Source organism: Nonomuraea sp. NPDC005692, from assembly GCF_040631115.1.
Taxonomy (GTDB): Bacteria; Actinomycetota; Actinomycetes; order Streptosporangiales; family Streptosporangiaceae; genus Nonomuraea.
In genome coordinates this window covers 118,214-138,578 of the sequence record NZ_JBEXYU010000025.1, presented here as the reverse complement: position 1 = coordinate 138,578, position 20,365 = coordinate 118,214, and the positions used below count along the sequence as shown (strand labels likewise).

Sequence of the window (20,365 nt, the reverse complement as noted above, 5' to 3'; positions counted from 1 at the left end):
CGCGCGAGTTCGCGACGCCGTGCGCCAGGCGACCCTGGCCGAGCTGGCGGCCCATGGCTTCCGCGGCCTGACGGTCGAGAACGTGGCCGAGCGGTCGGGCGTGCACAAGACCACCGTCTACCGGCGGTGGGGCAGTGTGGAGGGCCTGATCTCCGACGCCCTGGAGCTGGCCAAGGACGAGCCGTGGCCGATCCCCGACACCGGCAGCGTCGAGGGCGACCTGCGGGCGATCGTCCAGCTCGTCCGGGGCGGGTTCGCCGACCCGGAGATGGGGCCGGTGTCGTCGGCGTTCGTGGCGGCGGCCGTCCAGAACCCGGAGGCGGCGCGGGCCCTGCACGAGTTCTTCACCGCCCGGCACGACCAGTCGGCCGAGGTGGTGCGGCGCGCGATTGCCCGCGGCGAGCTGCCCGACGTCGTCGACGTGCAGGAGGTGATCAGGGTGGCCGTCGCCCCGGTCTACTACCGGCTGTTCGTCGCGCACGAGCCGGTGAGCGAGCGGGACGCCGACCGCGCCGCCGACGCCGCCCTGGCCGCCGCCCGCGCCGGGATCCTCTGAGAACCCCGATCAGAGCGGCGGCCGCGAAGAAGCGGCCGCGAAGAAGCGGCCGCAGAGAGGCCACCGACGGAAGCGGCCACCGACGGAAGCGGCCACGGAGAGGCGGCCACGGTGAGGCGGCCACGGTGAGGCGGCCGACGGAAGCGGTCGCGACGAGGTGGCCGATGGAAGCGGCCGCCCGGAAGAGGCGGTCGCGGGGCTCGTCAGTGGCGCCGGGTGCGGAACCGGTCGAGGAAACGCCGGGCCTTCTCCTGGTTCTGCGGGTCTCGGGCCATGCGCTTGGCCTTCTCGACGGTCTGCCTGCCTTCAGGGCTGCGCAGGTACGCGCGCACCCGGTCCATGAGCTTCGCCATCCACACCCCCTACCCCGATGGCCGCCGGGAACGCGGGCCCGCCCGTCTAAGGCTCCTTCTGCCCCCGCAGCTCGAAGTCGTCGAACGTCATCTTCAGCAACGACTGGGTGTCCTTGGGCGTACGCGCGAACACCCCGACGTACCCGTTGCCGAGCCCGTTGGGGTCGTCGGCCTGCTGCACCCGCTTGTCGTTCACCCACATCGTCAGCCGCACCCCGGCGCCGCGCTGCTCGCACGAGGCCACGATGCGCATCCGTCCCTCCGGCTTGGCCACCTTGGCGGGCTGGGTCAGCGTGCCGCCCGCGCCGTCGTACACGCGGCGGATCCGCGCGTTCCCCTCGGTGTCGAGGCCGAACTCGTAGTAGGTGTCGTCATCGTCGGAGTTGTGGCAGTAGAGGCCGTACTCGCCGTTGCCCGCGTACTCCCCGACCTCGGCGGTGACGCCGACGACCACCGACGACGGCAACATCGGCGTGGGCGTGGCCGAGGGGTCGGGGGTGTTGGTGGGCGTGGCGACGAGGAACGGGATGGGGGCCTTGGCCCGCTGCTCCTCGCGGCCGTCTGCCACGTCGAGGCCGTACGTGCCGTCCGTGCGGTAGCCCTTGCTGCCCGTGGCGTCGGGGTCGTACGTGCCGAGCCAGCCGCCGGAGGTCTGCGTGAAGTCCTCGCGGTACAGGACGCCCAGGTCGTCGGGCGGCCCGCCCGGGGTGAGCATCGCCCAGGCGGCCACCGAGCCGGCCACGAGCACCGCCGCGGCGGCCGCGCCGATCCCGAGCAGCCTGCCGCGCCGCTTCGCCGCCGTGGGCCTGGCCTCGGTGAACGGGGTGGTGGCGTGCTGCCAGGCCACCTGCACGGTGTGCGCGGCCTGCTCGGGCGCGGCCGAGCGGCCCACGAGGTGGTCGAGGAGCTGCTGCGCGGTGGGCCGCGCGGCCGAATCCTTGCGCAGCGCGGCCCCGACCAGCTCGCGCAGGCCGGGATCGACGTCGTCGAGGCCGGGCTCGGCGTTGAGCACCTGGTAGACGATGGCGGGCAGCGTGTCGCCGCCGAACGGCGCCCGCCCGCTCGCCGCGAACGCGACCAGGCAGCCCCACGAGAACACGTCGCAGGCGGGCGAGACCGGCTCGCCGCGCAGCACCTCGGGGGCCATGTACCGGGGCGTGCCGACCAGCTCGCCGGTGCCGGTGACGCCGCCCAGCGTGTCGAGCGCTCGCGCGATGCCGAAGTCGATCACGCGCGGCCCGACGGGGGACAGCAGCACGTTCGACGGCTTGAGGTCTCGGTGGACCACCCCGGCGCCGTGGATGGCGGTGAGCGCGGTGGCCACGCTGACGGCCAGCGCGTCGAGGCTCGACCCGCGCAGCGGCCCCGACTGGCGTACGGCCTCCTCCAGATTGGGGCCGGGCACGTACTCGGTGACCACGTAGAGCAGGTCGCCGTCGAGCGCGGCCTCGAGCACCGCGGCGGTGCAGAACCTGCGGACGCGGCGAGCGGCGTCGGCCTCCCGGCGGAAGCGCATCCGGAACTGCTCGTGCTGACTGAGCTCCGGATTGATCACCTTGATGGCGACCCGCTGCCCGGCGGGATCCTCGGCGAGATGGACCGTGCCCATGCCGCCCCGCCCGAGCACGCTCAGCAGCCGGTAGCGCCCGATCTGGGATATATCACCGCTCACGGCGGCCCAGCTTACCGATTCGCGGCTATCCGCCGCAGAACTCGCACGCGATGCGCGTACGCCGCGCGTACGACCAGGCCGCCACGGCCATCCCGGCGCCCCACACCACGTACCCGGGCACGGCCACCCAGAAGAACGCCTCGGGCAGATCGCCCCCGGAGAACGGCACGCCCCCGCTGAGCCGTTCGGCGGCCATCTGCCCGAGCGCCACCCCGAAGTAGGCCAGCAGTCCGCCGGACACCCCCACCCCCGGCCACAACACCAGCCGGCGCGGCACCGGACGCCCGGCCAGCCACGGCACCCATCCCGGCCACACCCGCCCGAACCGGTGGACGAGCGCCAGCGGCAGCAGCGTCCCGGCGAGCAGGAACCCCACCTCGAACGCCACCACCCCGGCACGGTACGGCACGACGTCGAACCCGACGGCCGCCTGCGCCGCGATCCGCGCCAGGCAGCCGGCCACGGAGACGTAGGCCGCGGCGAAGGCCCACCCCGGCGTACGGGCGAGCACCCGGGACGACCGCCGCCCGCACGCCGCGCAGGCCCCCGCGGCCCGCCGCCGGTAGGCCGCCGCGGACCGCCAGAGCAGCACCCCCGAGCCCACGCAGGCCGCCTTGCTGAGCGCCCCCGCCCACGAGAACGGGATGCCGAGCCCCGGCACGACCATGGACACCACGTCGAGCAGCAGCAGCGCCCCCGACACGATGAGCGCGCCGCCCACCGCCCACGCCAGCGCCGGCGGCGCCCACCCCAGCGGGCCGTCGGGGCGCACGGCCATCATGACGACCAGCGCCGCCGCGGCCGCCGCGCACAGGCCCACCGCCGCCCAGCCGGTGAACACGATCAGGTCGGACCCGATCGGCGACATGCGCTCCGGCATGTGGCCGAGCTCCCAGTAGACGCGCAGGCCGCCGTAGAGGACGACCAGCGCGAGCGCGACGGCGGGCGTCCTGACAATTTTCATCTCCGGGCTCATGACCGGAATCCTGCCGACACCCGCGGGCCCGTCCCTCCCCTGCGGGAGGCGGGCTCATCCCCCGTGCGGGGGAGCGCCGCGCAGCCCGGCCCGCACCTGGGCCAGCCCGCGTACCGGGTCCACCACCAGCACGCGGCAGCCCGCGGCGGTGGCCGCGGCGACGCCCGCCGGGCTGTCCTCGACGGCCACGCACCGCGCCGGCGCCACCCGCAGCCTGCGGGCCGCCTCCAGGTACGGGTCCGGGTGCGGCTTGCCCCGGGCGGTGTCCTCGTCGGCGATCACCAGGTCGAACGCGTGCCCGAGCCTCGGCAGCACCAGCTCCACGATGCTGCGGGGGGAGGCGGTCACCAGTGCGGTCGGGACGCCCGCCGCGGCCAGCTCGGCCAGCAGCTCCGGCGCCCCCGGCACGACCGTCAGCCCCGTCCTGACGCGCTCGGCGAACGCTTCCGTGAGCGCGCTCGCCACCCCGTCCGCGCTCACCCCGCCGGCCCCGTCCACCAGGTACGCGGCCGTGTCGCCCACCGTGCGGCCCGTCACGTGCGGCGCGTCGGCGGCCGTCAGCGCACGGCCCAGCGACCCGGCCACCGACGCCGCGGCCTGCCACCAGAGCCCTTCGGTGTCCACCAGCGTGCCGTCCATGTCGAACAGGACCGCGTCGGCCGGCCTCTCAGGCATCGGCCGACAACACCGGCGCCGGCGCCGTCACCGTACGGGCGGCCACCAGCACCGGGCGCTCCACCAGCCGGACCGTGACGCGGGCCCCCGCCCCCAGCCGGGCCGCCTCGTGCCCCGGCACGTCGGCCAGCACCTCGCCGCCCTCCAGCGACAGCCGCAGCCGCACCGAGGCCCCCCGGAAGGACGCGGCCAGCACCTCGGCGCCGCCGTCCGGGTCGGGCGTGACCCGGACGGCCTCGGGCCGGATCAGCACGTCCACGTCGGGCTCGGCGGGCGCCGGGCCGTCCACGGGAAGGAGCTGGCCGAGCACGGTGACGCCGTCCCCGGACAGCCGCCCGGCCAGGTGGTTCATGGCTCCGACGAACTCGGCGACGAACGGAGTGGCCGGCCGGTCGTAGACCTCGGCGGGCGGCCCGCACTGCTCCAGCCGTCCCTCGCGCAGCACCGCGACCCGGTCGGCGATGGACAGGGCCTCCTCCTGGTCGTGGGTGACGAAGACGGTGGTGATGCCGAGGTCGAGCTGCAACCGGCGGATCTCCTCGCGCAACGTCACCCGCACCTTGGCGTCGAGCGCCGACAGCGGCTCGTCGAGCAGCAGCACGCGCGGTTCGAGCGCGAGCGCGCGGGCCAGGGCGACGCGCTGCTGCTGGCCGCCGGAGAGCTGGTGCGGGAAACGGTCGGCGTGCGTGGGGAGGCCGACGAGTTCGAGCAGCTCGGCGGCCCTGGCGTGCCGGACGGCCGCGGGAGCCTTGCGTACGCGCAGGCCGAAGGCCACGTTGTCGCGGGCGTTGAGGTTGGGGAAGAGCGAGTAGGACTGGAAGACCATCCCGGCGTCGCGCTTGTTGGCGGGCACGTTCGTGATGTCCTTGCCGTCCAGCAGCACCGCGCCGGAGTCGGGCCGCTCGAACCCGGCCACGCAGCGCAGCGCCGTCGTCTTGCCGCAGCCCGACGGCCCCAGCAGCGCCACGAACTCGCCGGGGGCGATGGTCAGGTCGAACCCGTCGAGCGCGACCGTCCTGCCGAACACCCGGCGCAGCCCGCGGAACTCCACCGCAGCGGTCATGATTTCTTCCTTCCACTGAAGACGGTGGAGACGGCGAGCAGCAACACCCAGATGAGCAGCAGGCTGAGGATGGAGACGGCGACGGACAGCTGCCCCTTGGAGCCGGACACGGTCACGATCCAGACCGCGAACGGCTCGTAGCCGAGCAGGCTGGCCACCGTGTACTCGCCCAGCACCAGCGCGAGCGTCAGGAACGACGCGCTGGCCAGGGCCGAGCGCAGGTTCGGCACCACGACCCGCAGCAGCACGTGCGGCCAGGACGCGCCCAGGTTCCGGGCGGCCTCGACCAGCGTGCGCACGTCCATGGTGCGCAGCCCGGCGTCCAGCGAGCGGTAGACGAACGGCAGCACCAGCACGACGTACGCGAGCACGAGCACGACGGGGAACCCCGGGTCCTGGATCGCGATCAGCGTGCCCCAGAACGGCGTCGGCGCCAGGATGTCGGCCCCGTCACGCAACGACGTCGTCAGCCCGGCCACGAACGTGATCGGCGGCACCACCAGCGGCAGCGTGCACAGCACCTCCATCACCGGCCGCAGCCGCGGCGCGAACAGCCGTACGGCCAGCATCGCCGGCAACGCCAGCAGCAGGACCAGCACGATCGTCGCGGCGGCCAGCGACAGCGACAGCAGCAGCGAACGCGCGAAGCCCTCGGCCGTCAGCAGCTCGCCGTAGGCGGAGAACGACACCCCGGTGGCCGGGTTGTGGACCGTGTACCAGAGCGAGGCCCCGAGCGGGATCAGGAAGTAGGCCGCGGCCAGGGCGAACACCAGGCCGCGCCACCAGCGGGGCCGGGCGGGCGGTTTCGCCGCCGCCGCGGCGACGGGCTCCAGCCCGGTCAGCGCAGCCATCGGGAGCTCCTCCTCTGCAGCGGCAGGTAGATCGCCATCACCAGCCCGGCCACCACGATCATGTCGAGACTGAGCGCCAGCGCGATGTTCTCGTAGCCGACCAGCACGTCACCGGTCAGCGCGCTGGCGATCTTCAGGGTGACCAGCGGCACGACGGTGCCCACCATGGCGTTCGCGGTCGCGTACGCCGAGAACGCCGACCCGAACAGCAGCACCACCCCGCCCAGCATCGCGGGCGCGAGCACCGGCAGCGCGACGAGGCGCCAGTAGTGCCAGGCGGTCGCGCCGCTGTTGGCGGCGGCCTCGCGCCACTGGGGCCGCAGCCCGTCCAGCGCGGGCGCCATGACCAGCACCATCAGCGGGATCGCGAAGTACAGGTAGACGATCACCAGCCCCCAGAACGTGTACAACGACCCCGAGGGCAGCCCCACCAGGCCGCTGATCACGCCCGAGTTGCCCAGCGTGGCGATCCAGAAGAACGCCAGCGGCACCCCGCCGAAGTTGGCCAGCACGCCCGAGGCGGTCAGCACGGCCTCGCGCAGCAGCGTGAAGCGCGAGGTCACCACGGCGTAGGCGAGGAACGTGCCGAGGACGGCCCCGGCCAGCGCCACCACGGCCGACAGCTTGACGCTCCCGGCCATGGCGACGAGGTAGCCGCCCTGGAGGCTCTGCGCGACGTTGGCCAGGCTCGGCCGTCCCTGGACGGTGAAGGCCCCCGCCACCAGTGCGACCGCCGGGACCCCGAAGACGAGGGCGAAGAAGGCCAGCAGGGGCAGGGCGCCGGCCCAGCCCCTGGAACGCGGGCGGGTCATCCCGAGATCGCGGCGTCCCAGCCGCTGGCCAGCTTGGCCTTGGCCGCGTCGACCTGCTCGGGCGTGGGGAACTCGGGCGTGCCCTCGACCTGGGGCAGCTTCGCGGCCAGCACCTTGTCCACCGTGCCGTCGGAGGTCATGGACGGCAGCAGCACCGGACGGGCGAAGCCCTTGAGGTAGAGGTTCTGGCCCTCGGCGCTGTAGAGGTACTCCTGCCACAGCCTGGCCGCCGCCGGATGCGGGGCGTCCTTGTTGACGGCCTGGGCGTACATCTGGAAGTACTTGCCGTCGGTCGGCACGTTCACCTTCCAGTCGAGGCCCTTGGCGGCCATCTGGGGGGCGTAGGCGGCGTTGTTGTAGTCCCAGTCGATGCTGATCTGGGTCTCGCCCTTCTCGATGGTCGCCGGGGTCGTCTCGACCGGGTTGTAGTTGCCGGCGTCCTTGAGCTTCTTGAAGAAGTCGATGCCGGGCTGGATGTCGTCGAAGGAGCCGCCGTTCGCGATGGCCGCGGCGTACACGCCGGCGAAGGCCGAGCCCGACTTGGTCGGGTTGCCGTTCATCGCGACCTTGCCCTTGTACTCGGGCTTGAGCAGGTCGGCGTAGCTGGTCGGGCAGTTGGCGATCTTCTTGGCGTCGCAGCCGATCGAGACGTAGCCGCCGTAGTCGTTGGTCCAGAGCCCCGTCGGCTCCTTCTGACCCTCGGGGATCTTGTCGAACGACTGCACCTTGTACGGCGCGAACAGCCCTTCCTTGGCGCCGCTGATCGCGAACGACTGGCCGAGGTCGAGCACGTCGGGGGCGCGGTCCTGGCCCTTGCGGGTCTTGACGGCGTTGATCTCGTCCGCGCTGGCCGCGTCGGGCGTCTCGCTCTCGATCTTGATGCCGTACTTGGCCTCGAACGACTTGATGATCTCGCCGTAGTTGGCCCAGTCGGGCGGGAGCGCGATGACGTGGAGGTTGCCCTCCTTCTTGGCGGCCTCGACGAGCTTGTCGAAGCCGCCGAAGTCGGCGGCGGAGGCGGCGGTCGCCGCGTTCGCCCCGCCTTCGGCCGTCTTGGTGGTCTGCTGGCTGCTCGGGGCGGCGCCACACGCCGCGGTGACAACGGTAAGGGCCGCGATGACGCCGGCCGTACGGGCGCGAGGTGTGAACACGTCGCCTCCACTCTCCGGGGGGTGTGGAAAGAACTTAAGGGAACTTGTACAAACAAGCGAGCACCAGTAAGTCGCATAAACATTGCTCTTTCGTGAATGGAGAAGGTCGCGAATGGTTGCGCGCTATGAACGGATAGCCGCTGAGCTGCGTGATGACATCCTGGCGGGCGCGTACCCGGTCGGCTCCCAGCTCCCGAGCGAGGCCGAGCTGGCCGCCCGGCACGGGGCGGCGCGCGGGACCGTGCGGCAGGCGGTGGCCGTGCTGGTCGCCGAGGGGCTGGTGGGGTCGAGGCAGGGCGCCAGGCGCATCGTGCTCGGCAACGCGCGCAGCCAGAGCTTCGCCGAGCTGCACAGCTTCGCCCAGTGGGCCAGGGCCAACGGCTACCGCATCGGCGGCCAGGTGATCTCCCAGCGCCGCCGGGCCGCCACCGCGCCCGAGTCCGCCAGGTTCGGCGGGGGCGAGGTGCTGGAGGTGCTGCGCCTGCGCTCGCTGGAGGGCGAGCCCGTCCTGGTCGAGCGGACCGTCTACGCCGAGTGGGTGGCCCCCGCCGTCGAGGCGCTGCCCGCCGACTGCGCGTCCGTCACCGAGGCCCTGTACGACTCCGTCGGCCTGATCTTCGCCTACGGCGAGCACCTCATCGACGCCGTGCCCGCCGGCGCCGGGGACGCCCGGCTGCTGGGCGTGCGGCGCGGCAGCCCGCTCCTGCGCCAGCGCCGCGTCACCACCACGCACGAGGGCCGCCCGGTGGAGTCCTCCGACGACCGGTACCGGGCGGGCAGCGTCACCTTCAGCATCCGCAACTCGATCGGCGCCAACCCCCTGACGCGGCGGGCGGGCGACTTGCGCTTCGGGCCGTAAGAACATATGTTCGATACATAAGCGCCCGTCTTCCCCCGGGTGGCTCAGCAAAGGAACCAGAGCCGCGGGGAGAAGCGTCTTGAGCAGACTCTATGGCGATCCGATAGAGGTGTGGACCAGAGACGGCGAGCCGACCCAGTTCGTCTGGCGCGACCGGCTCTATCTCGTCCGCGACGTGCTCGACCACTGGGTCGTGGCGCGCGAGTGGTGGAAGACCGGCGAGGGCGATCCCGGCGAGCGCCGCTTCTGGCGGGTGGAGGCGAGCCCGGGGCGCCAGGTCGGCTCGTACGAGCTGCGCTACGACACCGCCGGCGACGGCTGGCTGCTGCTGCGGGCGTGGGACTGATGGCGCCCCCGTTCCCGCACCTCGACGTGGCCTCGGCCTACTCCATGAGGTACGGCACCGCCTTCCCGCACGCCCTGGTGGAACGGGCCGCCGAACACGGCATGGACATCCTCGCGCTGACCGACCGCGACGGGCTCTACGGCGCGGTCAAGCACGTCCAGGCGTGCGCGGACGCCGGGATCGCCCCCGTGGTCGGCGTGAACCTGGCGCTCGACGTCCCGGCCGTCACGCCCGCGCCGGGCCTGCGCGCGCCGCGGCCCGCGACCGGGCCCAGGAGCGGGCCCGGCGCCGAGGACCGGGTCACCGTGCTGGCCCGCTCCGGCGGCTGGTCGCGGCTGTGCCGCCTGGTCACCGCCGCGCACGCCGCCGGCGAGCGCGGCGCGCCCAAGGTGACCCGCGAGCTGGTCGGCGCCTGGGCCGGGGCGGCGGGCGGCGACCACGGGTTCGGCGCCGAGGACGGGCTCGTGGTGCTGCTCGGGCCACGCTCCGACGTCGGCCGCGCGATCGCCGAACGCCGCGACGAGCAGGCCAGGACGCTGCTCGGCCGGTGGCGCGCCGCCGTCCCCGGCGTGGTGATCGAACTGGTCGACCAGTACGGCTTCCGCGACGCCACCACGGCCGTCCGCATGCTCGGCCTGGCCGAGTCCGCCGGCGTGCCGGCCGTGCTGACCAACGCCGCCCGCTACCTCGACCCGGCCGACCACCAGGTCGGCGACGTGCTCGACGCGGCCCGCCGGCTCGTCCCGCTGCACCCCAGGCACCTGGAGAGCAGCACCTCGCACGCCTACCTCAAGAGCACCAAGGAGATGTGGCAGGTGGCGGCCAAGGTCTGCGGCGCCGACCGGGAGCGGGTGGCCCGGCTGCTGTTCACCACCAGGCGCCTGGCCGAGGCGTGCTCGATGGACCCGCTGCGGCTGCTCGCGCTCAGGAACGACCCGCCCGACCTGAACCTGCCCGAGGTCGGCAGCGACCCGGTGCCGCTGCTGCGCAACCGCGTCGAGGACGGCCTGGTCAGGCGCGGCCTCGACCGCTCGGCGGAGGCCAGGGAACGCCTGCGGGCCGAGCTGGACGTCATCGAGCGCAAGCGCCTGTCCGGGTACTTCATCGCCGTGGCCGGCATCACCGACATGATCCGCGGCATGGACATCCGCTGTGCCGTCCGCGGCTCGGGCGCCGGCAGCCTGGTCAACTACCTCATCGGCATCGGCGAGGTGAACCCGCTCGACCACGGCCTGCTCATGGAGCGTTTCCTGTCGGAGGGCCGCGTCGGCCTGCCCGACATCGACGTGGACGTGGAGTCGGCCCGCCGGCTCGACTGCTACAAGGCCATCTTCGAACGCTACGGCGAGGCCCGGGTGGCCTGCGTGTCCATGATGGAGACCTACCGGGCGCGCAGCGCCATCAGGGACGTCGCCGGCGCGATGGGCCTGCCGCCGCACGAGATCGACGCCATCGCCAAGGCGTTCCCGCACATCAGGGCCAGGCAGATCACCGCGTCCCTGGCCGACCTGCCCGAGCTGCGCGAGAGCCGGCTCGGCGAGGCCGGGCTCGACCGGGTGTTCCGGCTGGCCGAGAAGCTCGACGGCCTGCCCAGGCACATCGCGCTGCACCCGTGCGGCGTGCTGGTCGGCAACTCGGGCCTGCGCGACAGGACGCCGGTGGAACGCAGCCTGCTGGAGTTCCCGATGTCCCAGTTCGACAAGGACGACGTGGAGGAGGCCGGCCTGCTCAAGCTGGACGTGCTGGGCGTGCGGATGCAGTCGGCCATGGCGTACGCGCTGAGCGAGGTCAAACGCGTGGACGACATCGAGGTCAGGCTGGACGAGCAGGCCGGCGACGACCCCGGCGTCGAGTACGTCCCGCACGACGACCGGGAGACCTACGACATGATCTGCGCCAGCCGCACGCTCGGCTGCTTCCAGATCGAGTCGCCGGGCCAGCGGGAGCTGGTGGCCAAGCTGGAGCCGCGCCGGATGCACGACCTGATCGTGGACATCTCCCTGTTCCGGCCGGGGCCGGTCAACTCCGACATGGTCACCCCGTACCTGGAGGCCAGGCACGGGTGGCGGCAGCCGTACTACCCGCACGCCCGGCTGCGCGAGGCGCTGAAGGAGACGCACGGCGTGGTCGTCTTCCACGAGCAGGTGCTGAAGATCATCTCGGTGATGACGGGACGCGACCTGTCCTTCGCCGAGACGCTGCGGCGCACCCTCGGCACGCCGGAGGGCCGGGAGCGGGTGCGCAAGGCGTTCGTGCCGCTGGCCAGGGCCAACGGGTTCGGTGACGCGGCGGTGGAGCGGGCCTGGAAGGTGCTCGACGCGTTCGGCGCCTTCGGGTTCTGCAAGGCGCACGCGGCGGCGTTCGCGCTGCCCACCTACCAGTCGGCCTGGCTCAAGCGGCACCACACGGCGGCGTTCTTCGCCGGGGTGCTCACCCACGACCCCGGCATGTACCCGTCGCGGGTCATCATCGACGAGGCCCGGCAGTGCGGGGTCGAGATCCTGCCGCTCGACGTCAACGGGTCCGGCAAGGACTGGCGGGTGGAACGGCTCGGCCCGCGCCCGCCGCTGCGGCTGCGGGTGAGCCCGTCGGAGCTGGGGGAGGAGCGGCGTCCGGTGCGGCAGGAGTTCAGGATCGGGGAGATCGGCCGCGGTTACGCGCTGCGGGTGCCGTTCTCGGCGATCAAGGGGGTGAGCGAGGCCGAGGTCGAGCGCATGGTGGCCGGGCAGCCGTACACGTCACTGGCCGACTTCTGGGACCGGGCCAGGCCCTCGCGCCCGACCATCGAGCGCATCGTCCAGGTCGGCGGGCTCGACGCGCTGCACGGCCTGCGTCCCGGCGGCCCTCGCTGGCGTCCGGGCGAGCTGACCCGGCGCGACCTGATCGCCCAGGTGGGGGCGCTGGAGCGGGCGTCGTCGATCGGCGTGCGCTCGGCCGCGCCCCGGTCCAGGCGCTACACCGCGGCGCCGCCGCGTCCCAGGGCCGAGCAGCCGTCCACGCAGCTGCCGCTCGGCTTCGGCGAGCACCTGCCGCCCGGCGAGCTGCCCGAGATGACGGAGACGGAGATGGTCGAGGCCGAGCTGGAGATCCTCGGCATCGACGTCAGCCGGCACGTCATCAGCTTCCACGACGAGCTGCTCGACGCGCTCGGGGTGGTGCGCTCCAAAGACCTGCTCGCCCAGCGCAACGGCGCGGAGGTGCTGGTCGCCGGGGTGAAGGTGGCCACCCAGACGCCCGCCGTGCGTTCGGGGCAGCGGGTCATCTTCACCACTCTCGACGACTCGACGGGGCCGGTCGACCTGACGTTCTTCGAGTCGGTGCAGGGCAGGTGCGCGGCGACGGTGTTCGGCTCGTGGCTCATGCTGGCCAGGGGAGTGGTCCGCCGTACGGGGGCCCGCGCGGTCTCCATGCGCGCCGTCGACTGCTGGAACCTCACCGACCTGGACGCGCTGTGGCGCGCGGAGGGCGTCGAGGCCGTCCGCGCCCTGCTCGACCGGGCCCCCGAAGAGCGGCCCGGCGTCGGCGGACGCAGGATCGAGTACGCCAACGGCTTCCGGCTCTCGCCCTACTCCGACCTCGGCCCCGCCATCGCCACCCCGCCCCGGCAACTCTGGCACGCCAGCCCCGGCAGCTCCGGCCCGACGGCGGCCTGACCCTGTGCCCGGCCCCCCGGCGGTCGCTAGCCGGTGTGGCCGAACGGGGCCGAGCCCTGGGCGGGCCGGGTGGTCAGCCGGGTCACGACCTCGGGGCCGGGCGCGGACTCGGCGACCGCCTCGCGCAGCCGCCCGGCCACGTCGAGCCGCTGGACGCGGGTGACCTCGCGGACGGTGGCGGCGCACAGCAGGGCCGCCACCGCCGCGCCGCCCAGCTCCAGCACCCCCACCCCGGTCAGCCCGTCGGAGGAGGACTCCAGCGGGAGGCGGACCGTGACCAGCGTCAGCATGGCCAGCCAGCTCAGCCACCACGCCGCCAGCAGCACGAGCCACCGCCCGCGCCGCCCGGCCGGCGGCTTGGCCCGCCGCCACACGTCGTCGACCAGCAGCGCGGGCGCCACCAGGTTGACGACGGGGATCAGCCAGGCGGCCGCGACCGGCCCGGTGGGGCTGGAACGGTCCTTCACCTGACGGGCCCGCACGATCCAGGTGACGTAGGCGGCCCCGGCGGCGACGGAGGTGCCCGCGACCAGCATCATCAGCACCGCGAACATCGTCACCGCCCCCACGACCGCCTCCGCCTGCGCCCCCTGGGGACGGCCGCCGAACGCGGCGAGCTGGACGGCGAGATGACGGCCGCGGGACTGCTCGAAGACCACGAGGGCGCCCAGGGAGAGGACCTGCGCGGCAAGCGTCACATATACGGCGGAAGCTGCTTTGGTTGGCGGTGCCTGGGCGTAGCGCACGATGTTCTCCCCCCGGGCCATGCGCTGAGGTTCTGACTCACTTGTATCCCGTGAGCACCGCTGTTAATCAGCTCACCACGCCGGATTCCCACGCCCAAGCCGCAATTCCCACTCGATTGCGGACACCGAGTTTCGCCTGGATGCTGCCCAGGTGCGTCTTCACCGTCGACAGCGACACGAACAGCTCGGCGGCCACCTCCTGGTTGGTGCGTCCCCTGGCGACCAGGCGCACGACGTCGAGCTCGCGGTCGGTCAGCGGGCCGTTCGGCGGCTCGGCCGCCCGCCTGGGCTGGGTCAGGTGCTGCAGCAGCCGTACGGTGACCGACGGCGACACCAGTGCGTCGCCCCCGGCGGCGGCCCTGACCGCCTCGATGAGCAGCGTGGGGCCGCTGTCCTTGAGCAGGAAGCCGGTGGCCCCGGCGCGCAGCGCGCCGTAGACGTACTCGTCGAGGTCGAAGGTGGTGACGATGACCACCCGCATCGGGTTCTCCACGCCCGGCCCGGCCAGCACGCGGGTCACCTCCAGCCCGTCGAGCTTGGGCATCCTGATGTCGAGCAGGCACACGTCAGGCCGTAGCCGCCTGGCCTCGGCCACGGCCTCGGCGCCGTCGGCCACGGCGGCCACGACCTCCATGTCCGGTTGAGCGTCCAAGATCATTTGGAAGCCGGTGCGCACCAGCTGCTGGTCGTCGGCGATGAGAACCCGAATAGTCACGGCTCAACTCTAAGGATCAGCCGTTCGGCCGAGGCCGAAATGGACGCACGGCCGATCCGCCGCCACCCTCCGCCGCGGAAGGGTGGAGGCCATGAACGACGTGCTTGTTGGACGAGCCCTGGCCAAGCGGTTCGGGCAGACGGTCGCCCTGGGCGGCGTGGACATCACGGTACGGGCGGCAGAGGCCGTGGCCATCATGGGCCCGAGCGGTTCCGGCAAGTCGACCCTCCTCCACTGCCTGGCCGGGATCATGAAGCCGGACGACGGCGAGGTCCACCTGATGGGCCAGCGCATCGACGCCATGGGCGAGCGCCAGCGCAGCGCCCTGCGCCGCACCCGCTTCGGCTTCGTCTTCCAGTTCGGCCAGCTCCTGCCGGAGCTGCCCGCCGAGGAGAACGTGGCGCTCCCGCTCATGCTGGGCGGAGTGCCGCGCGCCCAGGCCGTACGGCAGGCCCGCGAGTGGTTCCCGCTGCTCGGCCTGCACCAGATGGAGACCCGGCGGCCCGGCGAGCTGTCCGGCGGCCAGGCCCAGCGCGTGGCCATCGCCAGGGCGCTGGTGAGCAAGCCCGCCGTCGTCTTCGCCGACGAGCCGACCGGTGCGCTCGACCAGCAGACCGGCCAGGACACCATGCGCCTGCTCACCGAGGCGACCAGGCACAACGGGGCCTGCCTGATCGTCGTCACGCACGACCCCAACGTGGCCGCCTGGTGCGACCGCACGGTCGAGGTCCGCGACGGCCGCCTGCTCGCCCACGGGGTGACCGCGTGAACCTCGACCTGACCTGGCGGCTGCTCAAGGGCGGCGGCCGCAGGGGCATGCTGGGCACCTGGCTCACCTTCGGCGCGGTCGCGGTGGCCACAGGGCTGCTGCTGTTCGCCGTCGCCGCGAACGTCGCCTTCGACGCCAGGGCCGACCGCAGCGCCTGGCGCAACCCCGTGGCGGCGGCCCAGAAGGACGCGGTGGCCGTCGAGGCGACCCGCTTCGACTACGTGGGCGACCAGACGATCACCGTCGTCGACCTGGCCGCGCTCAAGCCGGGGGCGCCCGCCCCGCCCGGCATGCCGCGCTTCCCGGCCCCCGGCGAGGTGTGGCTGTCGCCTGCCCTGTCCGAGCTGGCCGCCAGGTTGCCCGCCGACCGGCTGGCCAAGCGCTACCCGGCGCCGAAGGGCGTGCTGGGCGACGAGGCGCTGGTCCAGCCCGAGGAACTCGTCGCGGTGGTCGGCCACGCGCCGGACTCGCCCGCGATGACCGCCGAGCGCAGCGACGACTGGATCCTCGGCAAGCCGCCGGTCAAGGTCGCGACCCTGGCCGGCACCCCCAGCGAGGACGCCGAGGCGTACCAGGTGCTGGCGCTGATCGCCAGCGTGCTCATGGTGGTGCCGCTGCTGGTGTTCGGCGGCGCCGCGGCCAGGCTCACCGTCGCCCGGCGCGACCAGCGGCTGGCCGCGCTCAGGCTGATCGGCGCGACGCCGGGCCAGGTGGTCGGCATGACGGTGGCCGAGGCCGTGCTGGTGGCCTTCGCCGGGGCCCTGGCCGGGGCCGTCGCGTTCGGGGCGGCCGTGCCGCTGCTGGCGCGCATCCCGATCCAGGGCGGCACCTGGTTCGTCGCCGACCTGTTCCCGAACCTGCTGGTCCTGGCCGGCGTGCTGGTCGCGGTGCCGCTGCTGGTGGGGCTGTCGGCGGTGGTCGGGTTGCGCCGGGTCGTGGTCAGCCCGCTCGGCGTGGCCAAGCGGGAGACGCCGCCCGGCATGCGGTTCGTCCGCGTGCTCGCGCTGCTCGCGGTGCTGGCCGTGTTCCCGCTGCTCACCAGGGGGACCAGCGTGGCGCTCGTGGCCGTGGCGCTCGGGCTGGCGTTCCTGTGCCTGAACCTGGCCGGACCGTGGGTGGTCGGCCTCATCGGCAAGGTCGCGGCCGGGACCGCGCGCCGGCCCGCGCGGCTGCTGGCGGCCCGCAGGCTGGTGGACGATCCGCGCTCGGCCTGGCGGACCGTCAGCGGCGTGGCCCTGACCGGCTTCGTGGCCGGATTCCTCGGCCTGCTCAGCCCCGGCGCGTTCGGCGGGGACGCCGGGCCCGCCCAGCTCAGCGTCGTGGCGCCGGTGGGCGAGGCGTCGAAGGTGGCCGACCAGGCCCGCGACCGGCTCGGGCGGGCGGGCATCACGGCCACGGTGAAGACCGTCAAGCACACCGTGGTCGCGGCGCTCGGCAGCGGCGCCGACGACGTCGTGGTCGACCGGGCGCGCACCGCGCTGAGCGACCTCGTGCCGGGGCGCACCCCGACGACGAAGGCCGACGACCAGCGCTTCGGCCTGCTGCTCCTGGCCGACGTGCGGGTGGGCACGATCGTGGTGCTGTCGGTGTCGTTCCTGGTGGCGATCGCCAGCGCGGGCATCACCGCGGCGTCGTCGGTGCTGGACCGGCGGCAGACGTACGCGCTGCTGCGGCTGGCGGGCACGCCCCTGGAGGTCCTGGACCGGGCCCGGCGGGCCGAGACGCTGATCCCGATGGCCGTGATGGGCGGCGGCGCGATCCTGGTGGGCGCGTTCTGCGCGATGCCGTTCATGATCGGCGGAGTGAGCACGAGCGGCGTGGTCACGCTGCTGGTCTGCGTGGGCGCCGGCTTCGCGGGCGTGATCGGCGCGGGCGCGCTGAGCAGGCCGCTGCTGCGCTCGGTGACCGACGACCCGGCGCCCCGGCCGGACTAGCCGCCCGGCCGGGTACGACTCAGTCCGACACGGGTCAGCCCAGCACGAGGTCGCGGACCGTGCGCAGCGACTGCTCGTCGCGCGGTCCCATCACCAGCAGGCTGGTGACCGGGCTCTTGTGCCACAGTTCGAGCCGTTCCCTGATCCGGCCGGGCGGGCCGACGAGCGAGATGCCGTCGGCCAGCTCGTCGGGGATCGCCCGGAACGCCTCGTCCTTGCGGCCGGCCAGGTAAAGCGCCTGGATGTGCTCGGCCGCCTCGGCGAAGCCCATGCGGCCGATGATGTCGGCGTGGAAGTTGCGCTGCTTGGCGCCCATGCCGCCGATGTAGAGCGTGAGCATCATCTTGACGCCGTCGAGGGCGGCCCTGACGTCGTCGGAGATGACGACCATCACCATGGCGGCGATCTCGAAGCCGGGGTCGCGGCCCGCCAGCGCGTCGCCGTACATCTCCTCGATCCTGCCGGGGAAGGCGAACAGCGGCAGCCAGCCCTGCGCCACCTCGGCGGCCAGGGCGACGTTCTTGGGGCCCTCCGCGCCGAGGTAGACGGGGATGTCGCGGCGCAGCGGGTGGGTGATGAGCTTGAGCGGCTTGCCCAGGCCGCCCGCCAGGGGCAGCGGGTAGTGGTCGCCGTCGCTGGTCACGGGCTCCTCGCGGCGCCACACGCGGCGCATGATCTCGACGTACTCGCGGGTCCTGGCCAGGGGCCTGGCGAACGGCTGCCCGTACCAGCCCTCGACGACCTGCGGGCCGGAGGCGCCGATGCCGAGCAGCAGCCGACCGCCCGTCAGGTGGTCGAGCGTCATCGCGGTCATCGCGGTCGTGACCGGCGGGCGGGCCGAGATCTGCGCCACCGACGTGCCCAGCTTGATCCGGCTCGTACGCGCCCCGTACCAGGCCAGCGGGGTGAACACGTCGCTGCCGTACGCCTCGGCGGTCCACACCGAGTCGTAGCCGAGGCGTTCGGCGGCGAGGACGGTCTCCGTGGCGTCGTCGGCGTCGCGCTGCCAGTAGCCGAGGTTCAGGCCGAGCTTCATACGCACCTCCGGAATAAAGTTCCATTACCGAGGCCGCAGTGTCAATGCGTGATCTGCCGGGGAGATCAGACATTGTGCTCAAGAGTCTCTGCCGTCTCTTCTGCCTGCTGCTCCTGCTGTCGCCGGCGGCCGAGCCGACGCTCGCCGTGAGTGCCTCGCGGCCGAACATCGTGTTCGTGATGGCCGACGACCTGGAGAGCGGCACGCTGCCCTACTTCCCGGCCATCAACTCCGAGCTGGTGGCGAAGGGCACCTCCTTCAGCCGCTTCTTCGTGACGAACTCCTGGTGCTGCCCCTCGCGCACGTCGATCCTGCGCTCCCAGTACGTCCACAGCCACGGCGTTCTGACCAACACCGCCCCCGAAGGGGGGTTCGACCGCTTCCATTCCCTTGATCTGGAACGTTCCACGATCGGCACCTGGATGCAGCAGGCCGGCTATCGCACCGCGTTGATGGGCAAGTTCCTCAACCACTATCCCGGCGCCACCGCCGACGCCGCCTACGTGCCGCCCGGCTGGGACGAATGGGACGTCCCGGTCCGCAAGCTCTACGAGGAGTACGGCTACCGCCTCAACGAGAACGGCGACCTGTACGACTACGGCTGGTCGGAGGAGGACTACCTGTCCGACGTGCTGGCCGACAAGGCACGTGACTTCATCACCGGCGCCGACGAGCCGTTCTTCCTCTATCTGACGCCCATCGGCCCGCACAACCCGGCCAACCCGGCGGTCCGGCACGTCGATGACCTTCCCGAGGTCACCGCGCCGCGCACGCCGTCGTTCAACCAGGCCGACGTGAGCAAGGAGCCGCTGTGGCTGAGCTCCCTGCCCTCGCTGACGCAGGAGGACATCGACCGGGTCGACGAGCGCCACCGCAGGAGGCTGCGGTCGATGCTGGGGGTCGACGACCTGGTCCGCTCGGTGATCGAGGCGCTGCAGGCGTCCGGCAAGCTCGACAACACCTACATCATCTTCACCTCCGACAACGGCTTCCATCTCGGCACGCACCGGCTCACCCAGGGCAAGACGACGCCGTTCGAGGAGGCGATCAAGGTTCCGTTCGTGGTGCGCGGGCCGGGGATCCGGCCGGGGGCCACGATCGGACAGCTCGGCGCGACCGTCGACATCGCGCCGACGATCGCCGAGCTGGGCGGGGCCGCCGTGCCGTCGTTCAGCGAGGGGCGCTCGCTGGTGCCGCTGCTGCGCGGCAGCCCGCCCGCCCAGTGGCGCAAGAACGTGCTGGTCGAGTTCAACAGGCCGGTCAACCGGTCGTCGGCGGCCCAGACCCCGGTGCCCTCCTACCAGGCGCTGCGCACCGAGCGCTACACCTACGTCAGGTACGACACGGGGGAGCGGCAGCTCTACGACCTGGCCGCCGACCCGTACCAGCTCGACAACCTCGCGGCCACCGCCGACCCGGCGCTGCTGGCCGGCCTCGACGCCCGGCTCCAGGCGATGCGGGCCTGCTCGGGGGCGGGCTGCCGGGAGGCCGACGCGCATCAGTGACCGGGGAACAGGGCGGGGTAGGCGTGCGCCAGGTGGTCGGTCACCGCCTGCTGGGCCTCCTCCGGGTCGCCCGCCGCGATGGCCGCGCGGATGCGCTCGTGGTCGGCGTGCAGCACGGACGGGTCGCCGAGGCGTTCGACCGCTTCGATGGCGTTCCTGCGCATCGCGTCCCGGAGTGAGCGCATGATGGCGGCGATGAGCCGGTTGCCCGAGGCGTCCGCGATCGCGCAGTGGAAAGCCGTGTCGTGCTCCACGAACTCCTCGGCCGTGGCCGCCCGGTTCATGCCCTCGATCGCGGCGGCCAGCTCCGCGACGCCGGCCGCCGGGGAGCCCGTCGCCGCCGCGTGCGCGGCCGACCAGCGTTCGATCATCAGCCGGGCGTCGACGACCTCGCGCTGCTCCAGGGTGGCCAGGCCCAGGTTGAGCCGGAGCAGGTCGGTGAGCGCCGTGTCGGGCCGCGAGGTCAGCACGGCTCCCGCGTCCGGGCCTCGTCCCACCTGCGAGGACACCACGCCCAGGGTCTCCAGGACGCGCAGCGCCTCCCGTACGGACGAGCGGCCGACGCCCAGTTGCTCGGCGAGCTGGCGTTCGCCGGGCAGCCGGTCGCCCACGGTCAGGCCGTCCTCGGCGATGCGCCGTTCGATCTGGGCGAGCACGTCCTCGAACGCCCGTGTGCGTTTCACCGATGCCTCC

General features: G+C 73.1%; 19 protein-coding genes. 7 read left to right on the top strand and 12 right to left on the bottom strand.

Features of this window, described 5'->3' with window-relative positions:
• The first annotated feature begins 19 nt into the window (after positions 1-19).
• A complete protein-coding gene (locus ABZ459_RS37420) occupies positions 20-556 on the top strand; it encodes a TetR/AcrR family transcriptional regulator (protein ID WP_357980779.1) in 537 nt (178 codons plus the stop codon).
• A 203-nt stretch (positions 557-759) separates the two neighbouring features.
• On the opposite strand, the gene ABZ459_RS37415 is transcribed toward ABZ459_RS37420, so the two are convergent.
• From ABZ459_RS37415 to ABZ459_RS37380, 8 genes are read right to left on the bottom strand one after another with little or no spacing between them, the layout of a single operon-like run.
• Positions 760-909 (bottom strand): hypothetical protein, encoded by a 150-nt coding sequence (locus ABZ459_RS37415; RefSeq protein WP_352360647.1) that lies wholly within the window; start codon positions 907-909, stop codon positions 760-762.
• Positions 910-955: 46 nt separating this feature from the next.
• Positions 956-2,581: a serine/threonine-protein kinase gene (locus ABZ459_RS37410; RefSeq protein ID WP_357980776.1), complete on the bottom strand. Its 1,626-nt coding sequence runs from the start codon at positions 2,579-2,581 to the stop codon at positions 956-958.
• 25 nt (positions 2,582-2,606) lie between these two features.
• Positions 2,607-3,557 carry a hypothetical protein gene (locus tag ABZ459_RS37405; protein ID WP_357980773.1) on the bottom strand — a complete coding sequence of 317 codons (951 nt, stop codon included), beginning with the start codon at positions 3,555-3,557 and terminating at the stop codon, positions 2,607-2,609.
• A 54-nt stretch (positions 3,558-3,611) separates the two neighbouring features.
• Positions 3,612-4,232, bottom strand: coding sequence for an HAD family phosphatase (locus ABZ459_RS37400; protein WP_357980769.1), 621 nt, complete (start codon positions 4,230-4,232; stop codon positions 3,612-3,614).
• Complete coding sequence (locus tag ABZ459_RS37395) at positions 4,225-5,295, bottom strand: ABC transporter ATP-binding protein (protein WP_357980766.1); 1,071 nt, start codon at positions 5,293-5,295, stop codon at positions 4,225-4,227. Before ABZ459_RS37395 ends, ABZ459_RS37400 begins: the two co-directional genes overlap by 8 nt.
• The gene (locus ABZ459_RS37390) at positions 5,292-6,146 is read right to left on the bottom strand and encodes an ABC transporter permease subunit (protein ID WP_357980763.1); all 855 of its coding nucleotides are present in this window, start codon (positions 6,144-6,146) and stop codon (positions 5,292-5,294) included. The genes ABZ459_RS37395 and ABZ459_RS37390 overlap by 4 nt, the downstream gene beginning before the upstream one ends.
• Entirely contained in the window at positions 6,134-6,958 is an 825-nt protein-coding gene (locus tag ABZ459_RS37385; RefSeq protein ID WP_357980760.1) for an ABC transporter permease, read from the bottom strand. The genes ABZ459_RS37390 and ABZ459_RS37385 overlap by 13 nt, the downstream gene beginning before the upstream one ends.
• Positions 6,955-8,109, bottom strand: a complete 1,155-nt coding sequence (locus ABZ459_RS37380; protein WP_357980757.1) for an ABC transporter substrate-binding protein — start codon at positions 8,107-8,109, stop codon at positions 6,955-6,957. The genes ABZ459_RS37385 and ABZ459_RS37380 overlap by 4 nt, the downstream gene beginning before the upstream one ends.
• Positions 8,110-8,221: 112 nt before the next feature.
• Between ABZ459_RS37380 and ABZ459_RS37375 the strand changes: the two genes are divergently transcribed.
• From ABZ459_RS37375 to dnaE, 3 genes are all read left to right on the top strand, one after another.
• Positions 8,222-8,968: a GntR family transcriptional regulator gene (locus ABZ459_RS37375; protein ID WP_357980754.1), complete on the top strand. Its 747-nt coding sequence runs from the start codon at positions 8,222-8,224 to the stop codon at positions 8,966-8,968.
• Between the two features lie 79 nt (positions 8,969-9,047).
• Positions 9,048-9,314: a DUF6504 family protein gene (locus tag ABZ459_RS37370; RefSeq protein ID WP_357980751.1), complete on the top strand. Its 267-nt coding sequence runs from the start codon at positions 9,048-9,050 to the stop codon at positions 9,312-9,314.
• Positions 9,314-12,967, top strand: a complete 3,654-nt coding sequence (gene dnaE / locus ABZ459_RS37365) for a DNA polymerase III subunit alpha (RefSeq protein ID WP_357980748.1) — start codon at positions 9,314-9,316, stop codon at positions 12,965-12,967. Before ABZ459_RS37370 ends, dnaE begins: the two co-directional genes overlap by 1 nt.
• A 26-nt stretch (positions 12,968-12,993) precedes the next feature.
• On the opposite strand, the gene ABZ459_RS37360 is transcribed toward dnaE, so the two are convergent.
• Positions 12,994-13,665 (bottom strand): DUF4328 domain-containing protein, encoded by a 672-nt coding sequence (locus ABZ459_RS37360; RefSeq protein WP_357980745.1) that lies wholly within the window; start codon positions 13,663-13,665, stop codon positions 12,994-12,996.
• Positions 13,666-13,780: 115 nt separating this feature from the next.
• Entirely contained in the window at positions 13,781-14,428 is a 648-nt protein-coding gene (locus ABZ459_RS37355) for a response regulator transcription factor (protein ID WP_352323489.1), read from the bottom strand.
• A 91-nt stretch (positions 14,429-14,519) separates the two neighbouring features.
• Between ABZ459_RS37355 and ABZ459_RS37350 the strand changes: the two genes are divergently transcribed.
• Together ABZ459_RS37350 and ABZ459_RS37345 are read left to right on the top strand one after the other, a co-directional pair.
• Complete coding sequence (locus ABZ459_RS37350) at positions 14,520-15,197, top strand: ABC transporter ATP-binding protein (RefSeq protein WP_357980742.1); 678 nt, start codon at positions 14,520-14,522, stop codon at positions 15,195-15,197.
• Positions 15,194-17,131: an FtsX-like permease family protein gene (locus ABZ459_RS37345; protein WP_357980739.1), complete on the top strand. Its 1,938-nt coding sequence runs from the start codon at positions 15,194-15,196 to the stop codon at positions 17,129-17,131. The genes ABZ459_RS37350 and ABZ459_RS37345 overlap by 4 nt, the downstream gene beginning before the upstream one ends.
• A 34-nt stretch (positions 17,132-17,165) precedes the next feature.
• Here the strand turns inward: ABZ459_RS37345 and ABZ459_RS37340 are convergent, their stop codons facing one another.
• Positions 17,166-18,167 carry an LLM class F420-dependent oxidoreductase gene (locus ABZ459_RS37340; protein WP_357980736.1) on the bottom strand — a complete coding sequence of 334 codons (1,002 nt, stop codon included), beginning with the start codon at positions 18,165-18,167 and terminating at the stop codon, positions 17,166-17,168.
• Positions 18,168-18,241: 74 nt separating this feature from the next.
• On the opposite strand from ABZ459_RS37340, the gene ABZ459_RS37335 reads away from it, so the two are divergent.
• Positions 18,242-19,672: a sulfatase gene (locus ABZ459_RS37335; RefSeq protein WP_357980733.1), complete on the top strand. Its 1,431-nt coding sequence runs from the start codon at positions 18,242-18,244 to the stop codon at positions 19,670-19,672.
• Here ABZ459_RS37335 and ABZ459_RS37330 read toward each other — a convergent pair.
• The gene (locus ABZ459_RS37330; RefSeq protein ID WP_357980731.1) at positions 19,666-20,355 is read right to left on the bottom strand and encodes a FadR/GntR family transcriptional regulator; all 690 of its coding nucleotides are present in this window, start codon (positions 20,353-20,355) and stop codon (positions 19,666-19,668) included. The two genes, ABZ459_RS37335 and ABZ459_RS37330, sit on opposite strands and share 7 nt — an antisense overlap.
• Positions 20,356-20,365: the final 10 nt, after the last annotated feature.

Bases quoted from the DNA above. Each gene is read 5' to 3' on its own strand.
- ABZ459_RS37415 (WP_352360647.1), bottom strand. From the start codon at position 909: ATGGCGAAGCTCATGGACCGGGTGCGCGCGTACCTGCGCAGCCCTGAA.
- ABZ459_RS37405 (WP_357980773.1), bottom strand. From the start codon at position 3,557: ATGAGCCCGGAGATGAAAATTGTCAGGACGCCCGCCGTCGCGCTCGCG.
- ABZ459_RS37400 (WP_357980769.1), bottom strand. From the start codon at position 4,232: ATGCCTGAGAGGCCGGCCGACGCGGTCCTGTTCGACATGGACGGCACG.
- ABZ459_RS37395 (WP_357980766.1), bottom strand. From the start codon at position 5,295: ATGACCGCTGCGGTGGAGTTCCGCGGGCTGCGCCGGGTGTTCGGCAGG.
- ABZ459_RS37390 (WP_357980763.1), bottom strand. From the start codon at position 6,146: ATGGCTGCGCTGACCGGGCTGGAGCCCGTCGCCGCGGCGGCGGCGAAA.
- ABZ459_RS37385 (WP_357980760.1), bottom strand. From the start codon at position 6,958: ATGACCCGCCCGCGTTCCAGGGGCTGGGCCGGCGCCCTGCCCCTGCTG.
- ABZ459_RS37375 (WP_357980754.1), top strand. From the start codon at position 8,222: ATGGTTGCGCGCTATGAACGGATAGCCGCTGAGCTGCGTGATGACATC.
- dnaE (WP_357980748.1), top strand. From the start codon at position 9,314: ATGGCGCCCCCGTTCCCGCACCTCGACGTGGCCTCGGCCTACTCCATG.
- ABZ459_RS37350 (WP_357980742.1), top strand. From the start codon at position 14,520: ATGAACGACGTGCTTGTTGGACGAGCCCTGGCCAAGCGGTTCGGGCAG.
- ABZ459_RS37340 (WP_357980736.1), bottom strand. From the start codon at position 18,167: ATGAAGCTCGGCCTGAACCTCGGCTACTGGCAGCGCGACGCCGACGAC.